A 19,517-nucleotide genomic window follows, 5' to 3' on the forward strand; every position below is an offset into this window, starting at 1 on the left:
TATTGCGAAACCCTCTTCCCTAAATTGACTTAAAGTGTCATGATCGATATCTAATAACATCAAATTGCATCTAACTCAACTAAGTGAGGCAAAGCAATGATCCGTCACAGGAGGACCTTCATCATTTGTTTGCTAGTCTCTGCTTGCTCTGTAGTTGCCCTTGCCGTGCTCGATTGGGTACGTTCCACCGGTCCGCGCTTCGAAGCGGACGGCGACCTCTTGCAGAACTCATTGATTCTTTTTCTCTGTGCGGCAGGCATCTGTGTGTTAACGGGTCTTCTCGCCTACGCAACGCTGCGCATCGCTATCTTCGCAGCACGACGCGGACATACCGGACTTTTAGAACTCTTTTGCCAGATAGCCCCAACGCTGACCCGTCGGATCTTAGGCTCCGTTGTGGGCACTAGCTTGGCATTCGCCTCTACCGGGCTCGCCCAAGCCGCACCCTCTGCCATTGCGCAAGTTTCCTCTTCTCAGAGCGAAGAACTTGCGGCGTTTTCAGATGACAGAGTTGCGGTGAACGCACAACCGAATACGACTGTTCCCACCCCTGGCTGGTTGCCCGGCTCGCTAAGTATTCCGATGAATCGGTTGATGGGTTCGGGAAAAGAGCGCAATCGGCCAGTACCCGATAAGGAAGTAGTGATCGTTGCGTCAGGGCAAACGCTGTGGAGCATTGCCCAACAAATGTTGCACAGCGACGGGTCGTCTGCAGAGATTGCCAAGTTGTGGCCGCAAATATACGAGATGAATCGCGAGGTGATTGGAGAAGATCCGAATATGCTCCAGCTCGGTCTTGAGCTGAAACTACCCGTTATCAACTAAGGAGGAAACCAAAGTGAGTATTGAATCAGACACGATCACCGAGCTCAGGACCGAATCGGCCAATCAAACTTGCGCCAATGTTCCGCTGCGTATCGCTTCAGGACATCGTGAGAATAATAAAGCGAGATCGCCCCAGCAAATTTCGTTGGCAATGGATCGGATCTTCCGCCGCCATGCGGTGACTACCTCCGAACGCAAAACCGTAATCGAGCTCTCACACGCTGTGTCTCGGGCCGTCTTTGAGATCATCGCCGGTTACCGCTCGGTGGGTCAATTAGCGTTTGTTATGGAACCCGAATGCGTGAAGAAACTTCGTGCCCAAGCGATTCTGCAAACCGGAGGATATACACTTCAGCCCGAACCCGGGACGAGTCATGGGCAAGTCCGATCACTGCACCTTTGGCCCACACTCTCTGGAGCCTATGAATGTTCGGTAATTATCGCGTTTAAACACCGCGTCCGCGCCGTAGCTCTCAGAATTGAGCCATGGCACGGACGGTGGCAGATCACAAGCGTCGAAACAATTTAGCGGCGCTTGGCCTTCTTGTTTTTCTTGGCTGCCTTAGCGGGATTGGAAGCCTGTTCAGCCTGAGTGCTAGCTTCACCGTCTTCGTCGGGCCCAGTGAACTGCAAGTTCTTTGGAGAAGCTGGCGTTTGTACCGCCGCAGGGCCGTCAGTATTGGTCTCGCTACTGGTAGGAACTTCGAGATTGAACAATGTTCCGATGCTTTCCTCGCGAATGGATTCCATCATGGTCTGGAACATGGTGAAGCCCTCGCGCTGATACTCGACCAATGGGTCACGCTGTGCCATGGCACGAAGGCCGATGCCTTCCTTGAGGTAATCCATTTCGTAGAGGTGCTCTTGCCATTTACGTCCAATGGTAGAAAGCACTACACGGCGCTCAAGATCACGCAGAACCTCAGAGCCAATGGCTTTTTCACGAAGTTCATACTGGTACTTAGCATCGGAAAGAATTTCCGTCTCCAAGAACTTTGGCGTTAGATGCCCCAGCCCGTTGACCTCTTCGACAACCTCGTCGATGGTCAAGCCGATGGGATAGAGCTGCTTGAGGTTCGTCCATAGCTGCTTCAGATCCCAGTCATCAGGATTACCAACCAAAGTCACTTCATTAACCATGGCGGTGACAACATCTTCGAGGAAGTGACCTACCTTCTCGTCGATATTGGCACCCTCTAGGATGGCACGACGATCAGCATAAATTGCTTCACGCTGACGGTTCATCACGTCGTCGTATTTCAGCACGTTCTTACGCTGTTCGGCGTTTACGCCTTCAACCTGAGCCTGAGCAGATTCGATTGCCTTAGAAACCATTTTTGATTCGAGTGCCACGTCATCTGGCATCGATGGATTGTTCATAATGCGTTCGGCCATACCGGAATTAAAGCGTCGCATCAGATCGTCGGTCATCGACAGGTAGAAACGCGATTCGCCCGGGTCACCCTGACGGCCGGCACGACCACGAAGCTGGTTGTCGATACGACGCGATTCGTGACGCTCAGTACCGAGTACGTAAAGTCCACCGAGTGAGGTGACTTCTTCCGCTTCGCTGGCAACGGTCTTTTTGGCCTTCGCAAAGACCTCGTCCCATAATTTGTTGTACTCTTCGGGATTATTCTCTGGATCTAGTCCGCGACGTTCCATCTCCGCTACGGCTAGGAACTCGGCGTTACCACCGAGCATAATATCGGTACCACGGCCAGCCATGTTGGTGGAGACGGTGACGCCGTTTTTACGACCTGCCATAGCGACTACGGCCGCTTCACGCGCGTGTTGCTTAGCGTTGAGTACTTCGTGGCGAATGCCTCGCTTAGCGAGCAGACGCGAGAGATACTCACTCTTTTCCACGCTGGTGGTACCAACAAGGATTGGCTGGCCACTTGCGTGACGTTCAGCGATATCTTCTACAACGGCGTCAAACTTAGAGATTTCATTCTTATAGATCAGGTCAGCCTGATCGTTTCGAATAGCCGGGCGGTTAGTGGGGATTTCCACCACGCCGAGCTTGTAGGTGCCCATGAACTCGGCGGCTTCGGTCTGAGCCGTACCTGTCATGCCCGAGATCTTTTCGTACATGCGGAAGTAGTTCTGCAACGTAATAGTGGCCAAGGTCTGATTTTCAGCCTTGATGCTGACATTTTCCTTGGCTTCGATTGCCTGGTGCATACCTTCGGAGTAACGACGACCTTCAAGTGCACGTCCGGTATGTTCATCAACAATCATGACTTCGTCGTTGACTACGACGTAGTCCTTATCCTTCTTGAACAGTTCCCTTGCCTTGATGGCGTTATTCAGGAAACCGATCAATGGCGTGTTGTTCGACTCGTAGAGGTTATCGATACCTAAATAGTCTTCGACTTTTTCGATGCCTGCTTCGAGCACACCAATGGTGCGCTTCTTCTCGTCGACCTCATAGTCGTCATCGCGGTCAAGGCGCTTCACGATTTTAGCGAATTCGGTGTACCAGCGGTTTACGTCGCCCGAAGCCTGACCCGAAATGATCAGTGGCGTACGAGCCTCATCAATCAGGATCGAGTCGACCTCATCAACGATGACAAAGTTGTGGCCACGCTGAACGAGTTCTTCCTTATTCCAGGCCATGTTGTCGCGCAGGTAGTCAAAGCCGAATTCGTTATTCGTACCGTAGGTAATGTCGTTTTCGTACTGCTTACGGCGAGCCGCAGGATCCATATTCGACAAGATGCAACCGCAGCTCAAACCGAGGAACCGGAAGACACGTCCCATAAGCTCTGATTGGTACTGCGCCAGGAAGTCATTGGTCGTCACCACGTGGACGCCCTTACCGGTCAGCGCATTGAGGTAAGCCGGTGCTGTCGCAACCAAGGTCTTACCTTCACCGGTACGCATTTCAGCGATATTACCCAGATGCAATGCGGCGCCACCCATGAGCTGTACGTCAAAGTGCCGCATGCCAAGGACTCGGTCAGAGGCTTCGCGCACCGCAGCAAAAGCTTCCGGAAGCAAAGCTTCGAGCTTCTCGCCTTCGGCTAGACGAGCACGGAACTTATCGGTTTCGGCTTTAAGCTCCTCATCCGACATTTCGCGAAATTCGTCTTCCAACGTATTGATCGTGTCGGCGTAAGCTCGAAGAGTCTTTAAAGTCTTCTTGTCGCCGGTACGTAAAATACGCTCTAGCAATGATGCCACGTGGTAGCTCCCAATATCTCAAGCACAGTAAATTCTGGCGTCTTTAGTCTACGTGAGGGAAACAGCACAATCTGCTATTTCCCGGGGCGATTTGATGTTCTACAAGCGAAAAAGAACTGCACTGACAGCCCGTTCACAGAAAATATTTCACTTCGCCTAAGCCGAGCCAATTGGCCATCCGCTCAAGTTCAAAATCGAGGGCCGCAGAAACTTCAGTCGGCGCATGACTCTCGTAATGCACCGAATTTACCTGTAATTCGCCGCCCGCGCGGTCCGCTTTTAGATCGACCCTACCAATGAAGCGGTCACCGTAAAGCATCGGAAATGCATAGTAGCCATACCTCCGCTTATCCTTAGGCACATAAATTTCGACACGGTATTCGAAATCAAAAAATAGTTCCAGGCGTCGCCGGTTGAAGACCATGGAATCGAATGGGGCCAATAAGCGCAGATCAGGTACGATATTCCGAGGAATTTTTGTCTCTGGCAACAGATAGCACTGTTCATTAATGTCTTGAACTTGCACCTTCTGGACTAGCCCGTGCTCTGCTAGAGATTCCAAAGCACTTCCCACTTCCTTTAGCGGAAGTCGGAAGTACTCTGCAATGCAGTGCTTAGTCCCGATCCCCTGGGCCGAAAGGGATTCCAAGACTAACCTTCGCAGCGCGTCTTCTTTAGCTCTACTTTCTACGTTCTGAAGAGTAGGCAGGACTACTTGCCCTAAAGCGAACAATCGTTCAAATCGTGAGTTTCTGCCTAACGCGAGAATTTTTCCCTGAGCAAAGAGCGATTCAGTGACGATCTTGGTGTCATTCCAATTCCATCCCCAGTGTTCTCGATCTTTCATCGCCGCTACGTCCAGAGCAATACTCAATTCACGAGCACTGGTGCCTGGGTGTGCTTCGAGATAGACAAGCACTCGGTCAGCCAATGCACTGAGCTCACTATCAAAACTTTCCGAACGGTCTACCCAGCGACGGCGCTGCCACGGAATAAGGTCCGGCACCAGATCACTACGCACATAACTGGCCTCATGAGCCCAGTATTCGGTGATTGGCCCATGCTGTTGCGACACAAGCGTGTCTAAAAGCGTGGTGTCGTAATGACCTAATCTTACGAACAGTGGAACGTAGTGGGCTCGCTTGACCACATTGATCGAATCGATCTGCAATTGCGCAATCCTGCCAAGAGTTCCTTTGAGATGCCTTGGGGAGATTTTTGCTTCGGTGCGGGGACGAGACAGACCTTGGGCGGCCAACGCGATTCTGCGGGCTTGAGGTAAGCCCAGAGTGCGTTGACCGCCCAGGTCGTTCGAGTTGTTAATGACTAACCCTCAGTTGCCAAAGCCTTATCGCGGTAGCCGCGAATTTCGGTTGGCAGTTCGTCGCTTTCACTCAATGAAGGGTCAAGGGTGATCACACCGTACTGGTACTGGGTTCGTCCGTAAACTACCGAGTGCGCACCGGAGGCTTCATCGATGAACAGGTAGAACGGGTGCCCAACTAGCTCCATGCGGTCTACTGCATCATCGACACTCATGACTTCTGCTGGGAAGACCTTGCGGCGAATAACAACTGGTGAGTATTCCGCTTCCTTCTCGTTAGCCTGAGCCTCAGCGATTGCTTGTGCTTCGAGAGTTTCTTCAACCAGCGACTTGCCGCTTTGCACTACCGGCAACGTACTGGTCGCCTCGTGAACTGCGATCGGCGCATGGTTTCCGCGATGCACTTTCTTCTTGTCACGTGCCTTGCGCAGTCGTTCAAGGAGCTTTGCGAATGCAATGTCGAATGCCGCAAATTTATCGGCTCCACGGGCTTCAGCACGAATGGCCGGCCCCTTGGAAACGACCGTCAATTCGACGCTGAGCGCTGTGCTCTGATTGCGTGCATGTGTTTCCTGGACAACTTTCACATCGATGCGCTGGACCTTACTGGCCAGCTGATCAACTTTCGTGATTTTCTCGTCCACGTACTCACGGAATCGATCCGAAACGGTGATATTACGTCCGCTGTAATTCAGCTCCATGGTGTCCTCCAATAGGGAGTCGGGTGACACAACAGCCCGGGGGTTTCCTCCCCCAAAGGCTGAAGATGGGCCTTCGCTGCATCTGTGATGCAACCCATACTTCACCCTATGCCACTTCCGTCAAGATTCAAGTACCCAACCGCTAGATTTCATATCGCGTTCAGCGAAATCGTTTAGTCCTCGTCATCGATAGGGGGTTTCGTATAGGCAAGAACGACCGCACCAACCACGTCATAACCGGCGTCAAAACAGGCAATCGCAGCTTTGCGCAACGTAGCTCCGGTAGTAGTTACATCATCGATCAGGAGGATCGGCTGCCTTAGTTCTGCCGGAATTTCGGCAATCAACGGCGAGTCGCCACCACGTCGAGCCGAACCTGACTTAGATTTCTGCGCTCCGCTCAAAAGACGCCCGAACCGATAATGCAACAAGGGTGCCGTTCGAGTGTGCGCGGCCAGAAGGCCCCTACGTTGCGCCTCGTGCAGCATCACCTGGACCGGACGATAGCCACGAGTACCTATGGCACGCACTGAGCTGGGCATGGGAACCAACAACGTGGGTTGATCGAATAGTCGAGGAGGGCAGGCAGTGTTAATTGCGGCGGCCAGAAACGGCGCAAATTCTTGTGCCAAAAAATAGCGTTGCTGATTTTTGAAGGACAAGATCGCGCGGGCCAACTCGTTACGATAAATGCCGGTCGCACTGACCGGTAGCTGCCATTGAAGAGTAGGTAATTCAACATAGAACTGGAGTTGCTCACCGAGTGGGGGCAAAAATAATTGCTGGTGAACCTTGCGCCGGCATTCGGGGCAAAGCCGAAAATCGGCACGCTCGCAAATTGCACAACTCGCAGGTAATAAAAGGTTTATCGTTTCGCGCACTGCAAACATCAGCCACCCAACACTGCGCGAATGTATTTGAGTGTCCAGAAAATTCAGTAGGCGTGACGGAACCGGCATACCTCAAGCTTGGAGGTGCTCGGTGCGTACGCAGTGAACTATTGGCGGTTTGTGGACTCAGCCCGGGTAGGCGACGTCTTTGGCATAATCATCTAGCGCATGCCAAGAATTGCCCACTCGAGTATAAAGTTCCTCGCTGGTTTCGGCATATACCGGTCGGAGGTCGCCTACACCAGAAGTTATACCGGTCATTCCCAGCAGAAGCCCCAAGCGTTCCGAACCATGTTCAAAGGTGAGCTGCTCGGCAGCTACCTGTTCGGTGGTGCTCAGTTTAGCCACGATAATTGACCGGTCCGAGTCCCAGACCGCCGTTGATACCGGAACGGAGGGGTAGACCTTCATTGGTTCATCGCTCAGGCCACGCGGAACGCCATCGGCGTCACGCACTATTCCGGCAATGTATACGGTTGATTCATTGTTCTTCTCGGCAACAATCAACGCCCTGGCCCCATCTCGGGAAATCGATAGCGAGGTTACTTTCGTATCCTCAAGCCACGACACGCTAATCGGGCGGGCTTCGCCTTGCCCGGCCACGTCTTCCGGAACTACTAGTAAGGGATGCTCCGCCGCGTTGTCCGCTGTCCAGGTCCAGCCAGCCACATCAATCGATGGCCGGATAAATGCCCCGCCTGTTGCGGCCAGTCCAACTCTTCCACTTTCATCGATTGTCATCAATTGAGTGGATTTACCGTTCAGGAAAGCATATCTATTGCCCACCGCTGACATAGCCGGGTTGCGCGGGTGATAAGCCGAGATGTCTGGCACGCCACCGACGGGAATAATCGAACGTCCCTTGACGTACACCAGCGACTCGTTGGAGATCGCGATGAGTGTGTCTGGAGTACTTGGATTAATTTGCGCGGTAACAAAGTTCGCTGCTGGAGCGCCCAGGGTTACTTCGGTTTCCTCTTGCAACATGCGCACAGTACTGACCGAGGACAAGGCGGTCAGCGTTTGCTCTAGTTGTTGCTGCATCAATTGCTTCGCACGGTCGGAGGATTCCCGAATGCTTTCGGCGCTAAGGTCAACCGTCGCCACACCGTCTTGTACCGGCACTGCTGAACGCACAAGAGTGCTAGCTGGAGAAAAAGCAGAAACTACAGCGTTCTGCAGATAGGGTGCGGGGCCGGCCAGCAGCGCTTCCACCATGGAAGTCGTGGTGCCGGCGCCAGAGGTGAACCACCGGACGTCAGGCACCAAATAGTTGAAACTGGAGTCGTAAAAATAAATAGTCTGGGGCGAGAAAATCTTGCTGAAGGAGCTTGACTCAAGCATGATGCCGTCTGGGGCCTTTGAGATCCGCCATTGGTCTTCGACCTTGGTCACTTCAACATCCACCGCACGCGTGGAGTGCTCTGGTTCCTGGGTATAGACGCCCATCGCATCTATTTCGCCTGATATTTCAAGCTGTATCGTATACCGATTGCTGTCGGCCCCGGTCAGCACGTTCATTGCCTCGTAAATCAGGGTGCGGCTATCACCTCGCCAGTCGGCACCCAGTTCGGGAGTCATGAATTCGCGTGAGAGCGCATAATCTTCAAGGACCGAACGCCCGGCCTCAACAAACCCCTCAACGATACGCCGCGCGTCCGATCCCTCAGTGGGGCCTTGCGCGTCGAAGCGGAAGGGCTGGGACTCTTCCTGATTAGACTCGGCCTCGATCTGTTGCACCATCGAATTGCGCGGAATAGTAGCGCAACCAGCCAGTACTAAGAGTCCGGTCAGTATGAGTGCCAGGAGCTGAGGTAGACGTAGGCGCATTATTTACTCTCCCCTTGGCCGTCTGTTGGATCCATAGGTTTGAGGGAAATTTCATCCTCAATCAAAATATCTTCGTCATCCAAAATCAGTGGGGTGTAACCAATCTTTGGCACTTCGCCGGTCAGCGGGAAGGAATCCCCAAGCAATCCAACGATCTCTTCGGTCACGGACGGTTCCAGAGGAAGCGGTGAGGAGGAAATGGAATCGAATTCGGTTCGAGGTAAGGTGAGCCGGAATACCGATCCAACACCCTTCTTTCCCCAGGTTTCCAAACGTCCATCATGCAAGCGAGTGTCTTCCATAGAAATGGAAAGTCCCAGGCCGGATCCGCCCGTGGTGCGAGCGCGAGCCGGATCTGCGCGCCAGAATCGATCAAAAACGTGCTGGCTGGCTTCGGGACTCATACCGATGCCGTAGTCACGCACGGTGACCGCAACGGATGAGTCATTCTGTCCGATGGTGATATCAATGGGGTTCTGCTCACCATGCTCCACCGCGTTTAACACCAAGTTTCGTACAATGCGCTCCACTCGACGCGGATCAAATTCTGCGACACAGCCCTCCGCCGGGGCGTTAAATCGAATGATCGAACCGTACTCATCAGCGACCGGAGTGGCAATGTCGATCACCTTACGAACGATGACATTTAAATCAGTAGATTCACGATCAAGCACCGCGACTCCTGCATCGAACCGGGAGACTTCAAGCAGATCGTTGAGCAGGTTCTGGAATCGCTCGATTTGTTCGTACATCAGCTCCGCGGAACGTGAGGTGAGCGGATCAAAGTTTTCGCGTGCGTCGTGAATCAGCTCGGCGGCCATTCGCACCGTCGTGAGCGGGGTACGCAATTCATGAGAAACGTCTGAAACAAAACGCTGTTGCATAGCCGAAAGATTATTTAGCGCAGTGATCTGTTCTTGCAGAGACTGCGCCATGTGGTTAAAAGCGGTTCCCAGGCGTGCGACCTCGTCTTTACCTGCAACTTTCATTCTGCGATCAAGATCGCCGGCGGCAATACGTTCCGAAACATAAGCGGCATCGGCCACGGGGCGAACTACTGTTCGGGAAACAGACCAAGAAATGAAACCGACGACCAACAGGAGCACTAGACCAGTAAAGGCCATGGCACGGTTGATGAACTCTAAGGTGCTTTGCACGCTGGATAAGTCATAGACCAGATACAGTCCGTATTCACGACCTGGTGGGATCAGTACCTTGGTGCCGATAATAATCCCGGGTTGCCGGTCAGAATCCACGCCGAGCTCAATGGAACGCCAGAAAATCCCCGAATTGCTCTGTACGCTTTCGGCAAGATCTTCGGGAACAACGCGAGTTGTCAAGGAGCCTGACGCCGTTGGTCCTACATACAGGTTCTCATCGCCCGCCACCGGAACTGGTTTAAGTACAAAGTCACGGATCACCGTGGCTCCATCACCTTCAAGCGTGGCCAGTGTCGAGTTGACCAATGACTGGGTAGAGACACGGTCGGTGGTTGATGCCGATTCCAAAATAGAACGCGCCTGGGTCAGGCCACGTTCAGATTCTTTGGAAATCTGGTTGAAGCGTTCGCTGAAAAGCGCAGAGGAAATCTGGTTGGAAAGAAAGGCGCCGGCTGCTAACAGCGCTAATGAGGTAAAGAGCAGGGTGGAAATCACCGTGCGATACATCAAGTGTCGCTGCCAGCGCTGGCGAATCCATTCGATTGGTCGCCGAATCCAGAGCTTCAAGCGCAAGAATGCAGGAGCTACCGGAGGGACTTGGACACGCGCATCGACCGGCACAATCTCGTTTCCGGTCGTGGCGTGTTCACTCAACTTGCCGTACCAGCCTTGTAACCCACACCGCGAATGGTCTGAATGACCTGTGGCTTCTCGGGATCTACCTCAATTTTTGAACGCAAACGCTGCACGTGCACGTTGACCAGACGGGTGTCGGCAGCGTGACGGTAACCCCAGACTGCCTCCAATAGCTGTTCACGGCTAAAGACCTGCCAAGGCTTACGTGCCATGGTGACCAATAGGTCAAATTCCAAAGGAGTTAACGAAACTTGTTTATCCGCGCGGGTCACTCGGTGTCCGGCGACGTCAATGGAGACATCTCCTACGGTCAAAGTTTCTGCCGCATGAGTCTCATTCGGGCGTAAGCGTGCACGGACGCGCGCTACCAGCTCGGCTGGTTTAAATGGCTTGGGTACGTAATCATCTGCGCCAGATTCTAGTCCGCGCACTACGTCGGCGGTATCTGATTTGGCCGTCAGCATGACTACCGGTACATCAGATTCAGCACGGATCTGCTTGCATACCTCGATGCCGTCAATTCCAGGCAACATCAGGTCCAACAAGACCAGATCTGGATTTGATTCGCGGAAAGCTTCCAATGCTCCGGATCCGTCGTAACAAAATGATGCGTCAAAGCCGTCATTCTGTAGGACGATGCCGATCATTTCCGACAGCGCCTCGTCATCGTCGACGACTAAAATCCGAGCCTTCATACAACATCCCCCTGAAACCGAAAGCATTGGCATAAGCCACGTGACCTAAACGGGTACTTTTACTTTCCCCACTCTTCCTAAGATACATGACGCACCCCCACTTTCGTGGTGTGACCGCACGAATCAAGACTTCTTCTATGCATCCACTCGGGTTTGCTCCAGAGCTTGGGCATAACCGGTGAGGTGTTGCAGGCACTCAATGACCTGGCTAGAGCTAGAGTGAGCGAAGCTCGTAGCCGGCATGAGTGTTAGTTGGCCTAGGCGCGTCAACGGAAGACCTAATTGCTGCCACGGACGCAACACGTGATGCACGCCTTCGACCACGCCAGGTGCTCGCATACCCGGCGCTAAGAGTTGCATATAGATTTGTGAACCGGCTTCAATCAAAGATGCCATCCGCTCCCATCGCGGGTGGTTCATCGATGGCGGGTCAATCAAATACCCGTTGACACCTGCCTGATGCAGAATATCAACGCGTTTGATCCAGTCAGTATCGGCTCCGGGCAGGTTAACGATCACGCTGGTGCCCTCAATCTGTGCCATGGTTTGCACAAATTGAGCATAAACTTCGCGGACTTCGGCGCGCGGGATTGAACGCAGCGTGCGATATCCACTGGCGGTGGGAAGCGTTCCATCAAGTACGCCGGGAAGCTCAGGCTCGTCAAGTTGAACCGTGAACTGTCGAATCGAGGTGCTTGAACGCAGGCGGAGCAGATGCTGTTTCACCCCGTCTGCGTAGGCCTGGAGAATATCTCGTCGGGCACCGTAATCTATCAAGATCCGTTCGCCATGGCTCAAATACAGTCCCGCTGCTAACGACCATGGTCCCAGCACCGAAACTTTGAGGCGTTGAGCTGGCTTCTTCTCGGCTCCCAGAACGTCGGCAAGCAGGTTTTCGTCGCTTCTGAGGAAACTACGAGCTCGGCGGGCATCAATGCCATCGCCAACACCGATGCGCCAACCATGAGGCTGCAAATCGAATCCCATGTCGCTGACCATCGAGGTACTTCGCCCCAAAGGGTCTGCGCCTACTCCACGTTCGGCCAGCTGTGGCATGACCGCAAGATTTGGTTCGCCTAGTTCCCCACGAACAACCTTATGGATCTCCATCGGTTCCTGCCCCGGAAAGTGGCAGAACGAAGTGACGAAAACATCCGAGCGGGCGAAATCGTCACCGGTTTCAGTCATTTTTATGCGCGTCAGAAATGTTTTGGTGGTGTCGGATTACTTCGGAAATAACGAAGTTCAAAAACTTCTCCGCAAATTCCGGGTCAAGGTGCGCCTCATGGGCTAGCGAACGCAGCCGCTGAATTTGTGCTTTTTCACGGTTTGGGTCGCTTGGCGGCAGATCGTGGCGAGCTTTCAGTAGCCCCACACGCTGGGTGGCTTTAAAACGTTCGGCAAGCAGATAGACCAGCTGGGCATCAAAATTATCGATGCTCCCGCGGATTGCATATAACTCGTCGAGGACTGCCTGCTCAACCTCTCCAGGCAGGGAGCTGGCATGCGGGTCGAATTCCTCGCTGGGCACAGTATTGTTCGGCTCGCTCATGGTCTTTAGTTTACGTGTTCACCTCCTATATTTCCCATTAAGTGACGATGCCCCGACAACCAAGATCGGTTGTCGGGGCAAAAACGTTAACTACGCCTAAGCGCGGTTCAGTTCTTCAATCAGCTTGCGTCGCTCGGCCTGTTCGCGGGGGTCCGGAACCGGCAGGGAAGCGATCAAACGCTGGGTATAGTCGTTCTGCGGATTCGAGAGAACTTGCGAGCCAAGACCCTCCTCGATCAATGAACCGCGGTATAGCACGCCCACCCACGAGGCCAGCATGTCAACGACTGCTAGGTCGTGGGAGACGAACAAGGCTGCGAAGCCAAGCTCGGTTTGAAGCTCACGGAACAAATCCAAAACCTTCGCCTGTACCGAAACGTCCAACGCACTGGTTGGTTCATCAGCGATCAACAATTTTGGTTCAAGTGCCAAGGCACGCCCCAAAGATGCACGTTGACGCTGCCCGCCGGAAAGCTCATGCGGATAACGGTCTGCATAAGCACCTGGCAATTGAACCGCTTCTAAGAGCGAAGCAACTTTTGCCCGGGTCTGTGATGGATTCAGATCTCGGTGCACGTTCAGCGGTTCGGCGACGCATTCACCCACAGTCAGATGCGGGTTAAAGCTTGCCGCCGGATCTTGGAACACAAACCCAATCTGCTTACGCAGTGGTTTGAAGCTTCGTTCTTTGTACTGCGCCATTTCATAGCCCAACACATTAAGTGAGCCATCGGTGATCTTGTTCAGACCCGCGATACTGCGACCAATGGTCGTCTTACCGGAACCTGACTCACCGACCAGTCCATAGACTTCACCGGCATGAATTTTTAGATCCACTCCGTTGACCGCGGTAAAACCTGGGGCACCCATGCGCCCTGGGAAGTGCACGCGTAAGCCCTTGGCCTCGACCAGTACCTCAGCCCGAGAATGTGGTCGTTCGTTCAAACCTTCTGAGGAAGAATTGCGTCCCAGGTGTGGGACCGCCGCAAGCAATGACTTGGTGTAGTCATCTTGCGGGTTTTCGAAAAGCTCAACTGCTGGAGCTTGCTCCACGACCTGCCCGTGATTCATCACGATGACACGATCTGCAATATCGGCAACCACACCCATATTGTGGGTAATGATCACGATTGCGGTACCCAACTCGTCGCGGAGGTTGCGTAGCAAGGCCAAGATTTCTGCCTGTACCGTGACATCCAACGCGGTGGTCGGTTCGTCGGCAACAATCAGAGCTGGTTTCAGCGCCAGAGCCGAGGCGATCACCACACGCTGTTTCTGTCCGCCGGAGAACTGGTGCGGGTAGTAATCCACACGTTGTTCGGGATCCGGAATTCCTACCTGTCGCATTGCCTCGATGGCGCGTGCTTTAGCTTCCTTCTTCGAGACTTTGGTGTGTGCGCGGATGCCTTCCATAATCTGCCAACCCACCGTGTACACCGGGTTCAGTGCGGTGGAGGGCTCCTGGAAAATCATCGAGACATCGCGGCCTCGCGCGGCGCGCAAGGCTGATCCATGAAGAGTGAGCATGTTTTTGCCCTTGAGGTACACCGCACCATGCGAGGCACCATTCTCGGCCAAAATACCTAACGCGGTGCGTGCGGTAACCGATTTACCGGATCCGGATTCACCAACGATGGCCAGGATCTCCCCGGGTTTGACGCTCAGATCAACACCGCGAACCGCCGGAACAGCCCCGGCATCGGTGACAAAGTCGATGTTCAAGTTTTCAATGCGCAACACATCATCGTTGCTTTGCGGATCTGTGTTCAGTTTCTTGTTCACCGGGTGACTCCTGCCTGCGTGATGCGCTGTGCTTTTTTGCGGCTAAAACGGCGCAACCGTGGATCGTTCAAATCATTCATTGATTCGCCCACCAGGGTCAGGCCCATCACCGTTAATACGATGGCAAGGCCAGGGAACAATCCGGTCCACCAGATGCCACTGGTGGCGTCAGACATCGCGCGGTTGAGGTCGAAGCCCCATTCTGAGGCAGCAGTCGGTTCGATGCCGAACCCCAAGAAGCCCAACCCTGCCAAGGTGAGCAGCGCTTCGGTCGCGTTCAAGGTGAAGATCAATGGCAGTGTGCGGGTGGCGTTACGCAATAGGTGCGTGAACATCACGCGCCACGGGCTTGAGCCAATAACTTGTGCCGACTCCACGAATGGTTCTGCCTTCAGTCGCATGACCTCGGCGCGAACCACACGGAAATACTGCGGGATGAAGACCACGGTGATGGAAATCGCCGCTGCCATGATGCCGCCCCACAGGCTTGATTGCCCCTGAGAAATCACAATCGACATAACGATGGCAAGGAGCAAGGAAGGGAAAGCGTAGATCGCGTCAGCCAGGACCACCATGATGCGGTCAAACCAGCCGCCGAGGTAACCGGAGATCAGGCCCAGCAGGACACCGATAAATAGGGACATCAGCACGGCGGCAATAATGACCCAGATCGCGGTACGTGCACCATACATGGTGCGTGAAAATACGTCGTAGCCGGTGACGGTGGTGCCCCAAATAAATTTGTCATCGGGTGCCGATTGACGCGGGAAGTCACCTGACATATCGGAGGATTGCGCAAAGTCGAACGGAGCAATCAATGGAGCAAAAAGCGCCGACACGATGAACAGCACCGATAGTACGAGGCCTGCGATGAGCATTCCGCGTTGCAGGCCAGAGGACATGCGCAAGTGCGAAACTACCGGGAGCCTAGCGAACCAGGGCTTACGGGCTGAAGCTAGCGAAGGGATACTCATGGTTAGTACCTGACTCTCGGGTCGATCAGGGCCGCAAGGATGTCAACAATAAAGTTGGTGACAGCCACGATAATTGCGAGCACCACCACGATGCCCTGCACGGCGACAAAGTCACGGGCGGTGAGATACTCAGCGAGTTTAAAGCCGAGTCCGGCCCATTCGAAGGTGGTCTCGGTCAGTACCGCACCACCGAGCAACATAGCGATCTGCAGACCCATCACGGTGATGATCGGGATCAACGCCGGGCGGTAAGCGTGCTTGGTCACCAAGCGGAATTCACTGACACCACGGGAGCGTCCGGCTTCCACATATTCGCGGCCCAGCGTTCCGATCGCATTGGTGCGCACTAGGCGCAAGAACACGCCACCGGTGAGCAGGCCCAAGGCCAAAGCAGGAAGTAGCGCGTGGGCAGTGACATCGCCTAGGGCGGCCATATTGCCGCTACGTAAGGCGTCCAACCAGTAAATTCCGGAAGGGTTCTGCAGTCCAGTCAGCGCTAGTTCGGTCTGCCAATCGGCGCGACCACTAATTGGCAGCCAACCGAGCCAGACCCCAAAAATTAGCTTCAGCAGCAACCCGGCAAAGAACACCGGGGTGGCGTAGGAAAGAATTGCCAAGATTCGCAATACTGCATCGGGGTAGCGATCACGGAATTTTGCGGCCACGAGGCCCAGGGGAATGCCCACTGCGAGAGCGACGATGACCGCGTTAATAGCCAGTTCTAAGGTGGCCGCGCCGTAGGTGACCAGTACTTCGGTCACTGCACGATTATCGCTCATCGTTCGTCCGAGGTTTCCGGAGAATACTTGACCTAGATATTCAATGTATTGAATAAAGACTGGACGGTCGTAGCCAGCCTCATGGATTCTTATAGCTAGTTGGTCAGGGGTTAGGCGTCCACCCATGGCCGCGGTAATTGGATCACCGGTGACGCGCATGAGGAAGAAGACCACCGTGATGAGGATAAAAACGGTGGGAATGATCAGCAGAAAGCGGGTAATCAGATAGCGGAGGAAACCTCCGCCTTTCTGCTTCGCTGGTTTGCGCGCAGGTGTCGGGCTAGGTGTTGTGCCCGTTTGCGACGTGATTGTCATCTTTTGTCCTTAGTATCAGGATCAGAATTTTGGTGCTTGGTCCAAAGTGGACATGCCAAGGGGATCTACCTGTGGAGCAGAAACTTCTGCACTTGGGTAGATCCCCTGGTCTTAGGTGTTCTTATGGCGAGGCAGAGACTACTTGCTCAGCACGCCAAGGCGGAACTTGAAGGATGCGTCCAAGGTCTTTTCAACACCCTGAACGTCCTTGCCCGCTACTGCTACCTGCGAGCCCTGCAACAATGGCAAGGTCGACAGATCTTCGGCGACCATGGTCTGTAGCTTCTCGATCGATGCGGTACGTTCTGCAACGTCGGACTGACCGCGCTGCTCGGAAATCAACGAGTCGACTTCCTTATTGTCGTAGCCATTGGACAGGAAGTTGTCGGTGGCGAAGAACGGCGACAGGTAGTTGTCAGCATCCGAGTAGTCAGGGAACCAACCCAGCTGGTAGGCCGGGTAGTCGGTGACACGCTGCTTCTGGTAGGTAACCCACTCGGTCGACTTCAGGTCAACATCGAAGAGGCCATCTGCTTCAAGCTGCTTTTCAACCAGTGCGTACTCGTCACCGGAGTTCGGTCCGTAGTGGTCCGGGTTGTACTGCAACGCCAGCTTGACCGGAGTCTTTACTCCTGCGTCTTCTAGAGCCTTCTTGGCCTTGGCAGCATCTGGCTTTCCATCGGTACCGTACATGTCCTTCAACGGCTCAATTGCACCGGTGAAGCCCTGTGGGACGTAGGAATAGGCCGGGGTGTAAGTGTCCTTGTAGACATTCGTGGCGATTGACTGACGGTCTACCAGGTGTGCAGCAGCCTGGCGTACTGCCAAGGACTTAGCCGGATCAGCATCGGCGGTCTTAGCGCCAAACGGCATGGAGTCGAAGTTGAAAACAATGTAGCGAAGCTCGCCACCGGGGCCCTTATGGACCGCAAGGTTTTCTTCCTTGCCTAGGTCTTCAATGTCGGTTGGCGTCAGTGAACGCCAAGCAACGTCGATCTTGCCCTCTTGAACCTCGAGTTTGAGGTTATTGGCATCGGCGTAGTACTTGATTGCCGCTTTGGAGTTTGCCGGAGCACCAAGCACGCCTTGGTACGCGTCATTAGCAGCGAAGGAGATCAAGTTGTTCTTGTTGTAAGAATCGATGGTGTACTGGCCACCGAAGGCCTTAGCGTCAACGATTTCTTTGTCATCCAGCACCTTGTCGGCTGGGAAGACCTCATCATCAACGATGGGTCCAACCGGCGAAGTGAGCACCTGTGGGAAGGTCTGCTCTTCGGCTACCTTGAGCTTGAAGACCACGGTGGTGGCATCCGGAGCTTCAACCGATTCCATGTTGCCTAACAGCGAGGAAGGGCCGTTCGGGTCAGCAATCTTTAGCTGGCGGTCGAAGGAAAACTTCACGTCCTTGGAGTCCAAGTCGTGGCCGTTAGCCCACTTGAGACCAGCCTTCAGCTTCACCGTGAATTCGGTGGGGCTGGTGTACTCGGCCGACTCGGCCATGTCGTTGGAGGGATCTGGAGAGCCTGGCTCCGAGTTCAGTACAAATGGGTAGATCTGGTTCATGACCATGAACGAACCGTTGTCGTAGGAAGCCGCTGGGTCAAGCGACGTTACCTTGTCAGTGGTGCCCAGGGTGATGGGGGCACTGCTGGCTTCATCGGATCCGCCGTTGCCCGCGTCATTCGACGATGGACCGGTACAACCGGTCAGGGCGAGGGCGGAAATGCCGATAACGGCAGCTGCGAGTCGCATACCGTTCTTTTTGCTGGCCATGAGCAATCCTTCTCTTGTTGTAGAACATGTGCGGAGTGATAGTTAGCACATGCTTCATACAGCCTAGGTGATTGAGGTCACCAAAGGCGAATGAATAACCCGATTTTCCCACATAAATTGAGATCTGGCTCGCACCATCAGGTGACCCGCGCCTCGCTTTGTCTTGCATGTAGCGCAGCCGAGAGCAAAGACATATACCGAACAAAGTCCCCGTACTCTAGGCTTGGACACGATGATGACACGTAGAGATGCAGCAATTGCGTTGGATATTCCCATGGAAATGGCCAAGCGCCATGGCATTGCCCCGCGCATGAGCGAGAAGGAATTTGCCGAGCTCAATGCAAACCCACCGGCCTGGTTAGTGCAGTCTCGGGCGAACCGCAAAGCCGGAGCCCGCCCAGTATGGGTCCACCTCACCTGCATCGTCTGCGGGCAGGACGAATACGAACGTCCCAAGAAATGGTGGCCAAACTTCGACTTCGTGCACTGCGCCATTCACTCTCCAGCACAACTTCCGGCACTAGACTCTGGGAAAACCCGCGTGGAGTACCAAGACATTTCCGCACGCATGTTTGGCATCGTCGACGAAGACGGCAACTAAGCTTTCGCAGTAGATCAAAAGGCTGGGCTCAAGAATCATTTATGGATTCTTGAGCCCAGCCGTTTGTATTTCTTAGAAGATTTCTTGGCTCATGCCACACTTCTGCGCTTGCTAAGTTGCACCGATAAAAGCCAGTTCTGCCTGACCATCTGCATATCCCATAACCCGGGAATTAGGCAGTGAAACCCGAATATTATTCGGGAACAGCAATTCCTACTTGCTTCATTTCTGGACGAGGCCCTTCTGCGCAGGATTCAACGGCTATCCCCTGCGCCGGCGCTTCGCGTGGTGTCATGATCGCAAAGTCGAAAGGTTCTTCATCAGGAACCCGCAGCTCTGAACCAGCAAACTAGCTGATGGCTCCTACCCTAGGTCACTTCCGAAAACTCAATTGCCTGCTGTGGACAACCCATGCGTCAAACGACCTAGACAGCACCGTCCAATCAAAAACGTAACTACCCTGAGGTTCATTGTTAAATCCCCGTATTTGA

The 19,517-nt window shown here is 53.9% G+C and carries 16 protein-coding genes; 3 read left to right on the forward strand and 13 right to left on the reverse strand.

Annotated features, from left to right (window positions below; genetic code table 11):
• The first annotated feature begins 165 nt into the window (after positions 1 to 165).
• Positions 166 to 825 carry a LysM domain-containing protein gene (locus CIK74_RS15705; protein ID WP_188685696.1) on the forward strand — a complete coding sequence of 220 codons (660 nt, stop codon included), beginning with the start codon at positions 166 to 168 and terminating at the stop codon, positions 823 to 825.
• A gap of 13 nt (positions 826 to 838) precedes the next feature.
• Positions 839 to 1,354, forward strand: coding sequence for an Rv3235 family protein (locus CIK74_RS15710; protein ID WP_096257147.1), 516 nt, complete (start codon positions 839 to 841; stop codon positions 1,352 to 1,354).
• Here the strand turns inward: CIK74_RS15710 and secA are convergent.
• From secA to CIK74_RS15775, 13 genes are all read right to left on the reverse strand, one after another.
• Positions 1,351 to 4,014 carry a preprotein translocase subunit SecA gene (secA, locus tag CIK74_RS15715; protein WP_096257148.1) on the reverse strand — a complete coding sequence of 888 codons (2,664 nt, stop codon included), beginning with the start codon at positions 4,012 to 4,014 and terminating at the stop codon, positions 1,351 to 1,353. The genes CIK74_RS15710 and secA overlap by 4 nt on opposite strands.
• 133 nt (positions 4,015 to 4,147) lie before the next feature.
• Positions 4,148 to 5,272 carry a crosslink repair DNA glycosylase YcaQ family protein gene (locus CIK74_RS15720; RefSeq protein ID WP_205738296.1) on the reverse strand — a complete coding sequence of 375 codons (1,125 nt, stop codon included), beginning with the start codon at positions 5,270 to 5,272 and terminating at the stop codon, positions 4,148 to 4,150.
• A gap of 68 nt (positions 5,273 to 5,340) precedes the next feature.
• Entirely contained in the window at positions 5,341 to 6,039 is a 699-nt protein-coding gene (gene raiA / locus CIK74_RS15725) for a ribosome-associated translation inhibitor RaiA (RefSeq protein WP_096257150.1), read from the reverse strand.
• Between the two features lie 173 nt (positions 6,040 to 6,212).
• Positions 6,213 to 6,812, reverse strand: a complete 600-nt coding sequence (locus tag CIK74_RS15730; protein ID WP_096257151.1) for a ComF family protein — start codon at positions 6,810 to 6,812, stop codon at positions 6,213 to 6,215.
• Positions 6,813 to 7,055: 243 nt separating this feature from the next.
• The gene (locus CIK74_RS15735) at positions 7,056 to 8,759 is read right to left on the reverse strand and encodes an LpqB family beta-propeller domain-containing protein (RefSeq protein WP_096257152.1); all 1,704 of its coding nucleotides are present in this window, start codon (positions 8,757 to 8,759) and stop codon (positions 7,056 to 7,058) included.
• On the reverse strand, positions 8,759 to 10,573 hold the full coding sequence (gene mtrB, locus CIK74_RS15740; protein ID WP_096257153.1) for an MtrAB system histidine kinase MtrB: 1,815 nt from the start codon (positions 10,571 to 10,573) through the stop codon (positions 8,759 to 8,761). Before mtrB ends, CIK74_RS15735 begins: the two co-directional genes overlap by 1 nt.
• Complete coding sequence (gene mtrA, locus CIK74_RS15745; protein WP_096257154.1) at positions 10,570 to 11,250, reverse strand: MtrAB system response regulator MtrA; 681 nt, start codon at positions 11,248 to 11,250, stop codon at positions 10,570 to 10,572. The genes mtrB and mtrA overlap by 4 nt, the downstream gene beginning before the upstream one ends.
• A gap of 135 nt (positions 11,251 to 11,385) precedes the next feature.
• Positions 11,386 to 12,438 (reverse strand): hypothetical protein, encoded by a 1,053-nt coding sequence (locus tag CIK74_RS15750; RefSeq protein WP_096257155.1) that lies wholly within the window; start codon positions 12,436 to 12,438, stop codon positions 11,386 to 11,388.
• Positions 12,431 to 12,802, reverse strand: a complete 372-nt coding sequence (locus tag CIK74_RS15755; protein ID WP_096257156.1) for a chorismate mutase — start codon at positions 12,800 to 12,802, stop codon at positions 12,431 to 12,433. Before CIK74_RS15755 ends, CIK74_RS15750 begins: the two co-directional genes overlap by 8 nt.
• Before the next feature lie 96 nt (positions 12,803 to 12,898).
• On the reverse strand, positions 12,899 to 14,584 hold the full coding sequence (locus tag CIK74_RS15760; RefSeq protein WP_096257157.1) for an ABC transporter ATP-binding protein: 1,686 nt from the start codon (positions 14,582 to 14,584) through the stop codon (positions 12,899 to 12,901).
• Complete coding sequence (locus CIK74_RS15765; protein ID WP_096257158.1) at positions 14,581 to 15,558, reverse strand: ABC transporter permease; 978 nt, start codon at positions 15,556 to 15,558, stop codon at positions 14,581 to 14,583. The genes CIK74_RS15760 and CIK74_RS15765 overlap by 4 nt, the downstream gene beginning before the upstream one ends.
• Positions 15,559 to 15,560: 2 nt before the next feature.
• The gene (locus CIK74_RS15770; RefSeq protein WP_096257159.1) at positions 15,561 to 16,652 is read right to left on the reverse strand and encodes an ABC transporter permease; all 1,092 of its coding nucleotides are present in this window, start codon (positions 16,650 to 16,652) and stop codon (positions 15,561 to 15,563) included.
• Between the two features lie 138 nt (positions 16,653 to 16,790).
• On the reverse strand, positions 16,791 to 18,425 hold the full coding sequence (locus CIK74_RS15775) for an ABC transporter substrate-binding protein (protein WP_096257160.1): 1,635 nt from the start codon (positions 18,423 to 18,425) through the stop codon (positions 16,791 to 16,793).
• A 232-nt stretch (positions 18,426 to 18,657) separates the two neighbouring features.
• Here CIK74_RS15775 and CIK74_RS15780 point away from each other — a divergent pair, with 232 nt between their 5' ends.
• Complete coding sequence (locus tag CIK74_RS15780; RefSeq protein WP_096257161.1) at positions 18,658 to 19,026, forward strand: hypothetical protein; 369 nt, start codon at positions 18,658 to 18,660, stop codon at positions 19,024 to 19,026.
• The last annotated feature ends 491 nt before the right edge of the window (positions 19,027 to 19,517 follow it).

Origin of the sequence: Glutamicibacter sp. BW77, from assembly GCF_002332285.1 — a bacterium.
Classification (GTDB): Bacteria; Actinomycetota; Actinomycetes; order Actinomycetales; family Micrococcaceae; genus Glutamicibacter; species Glutamicibacter bergerei.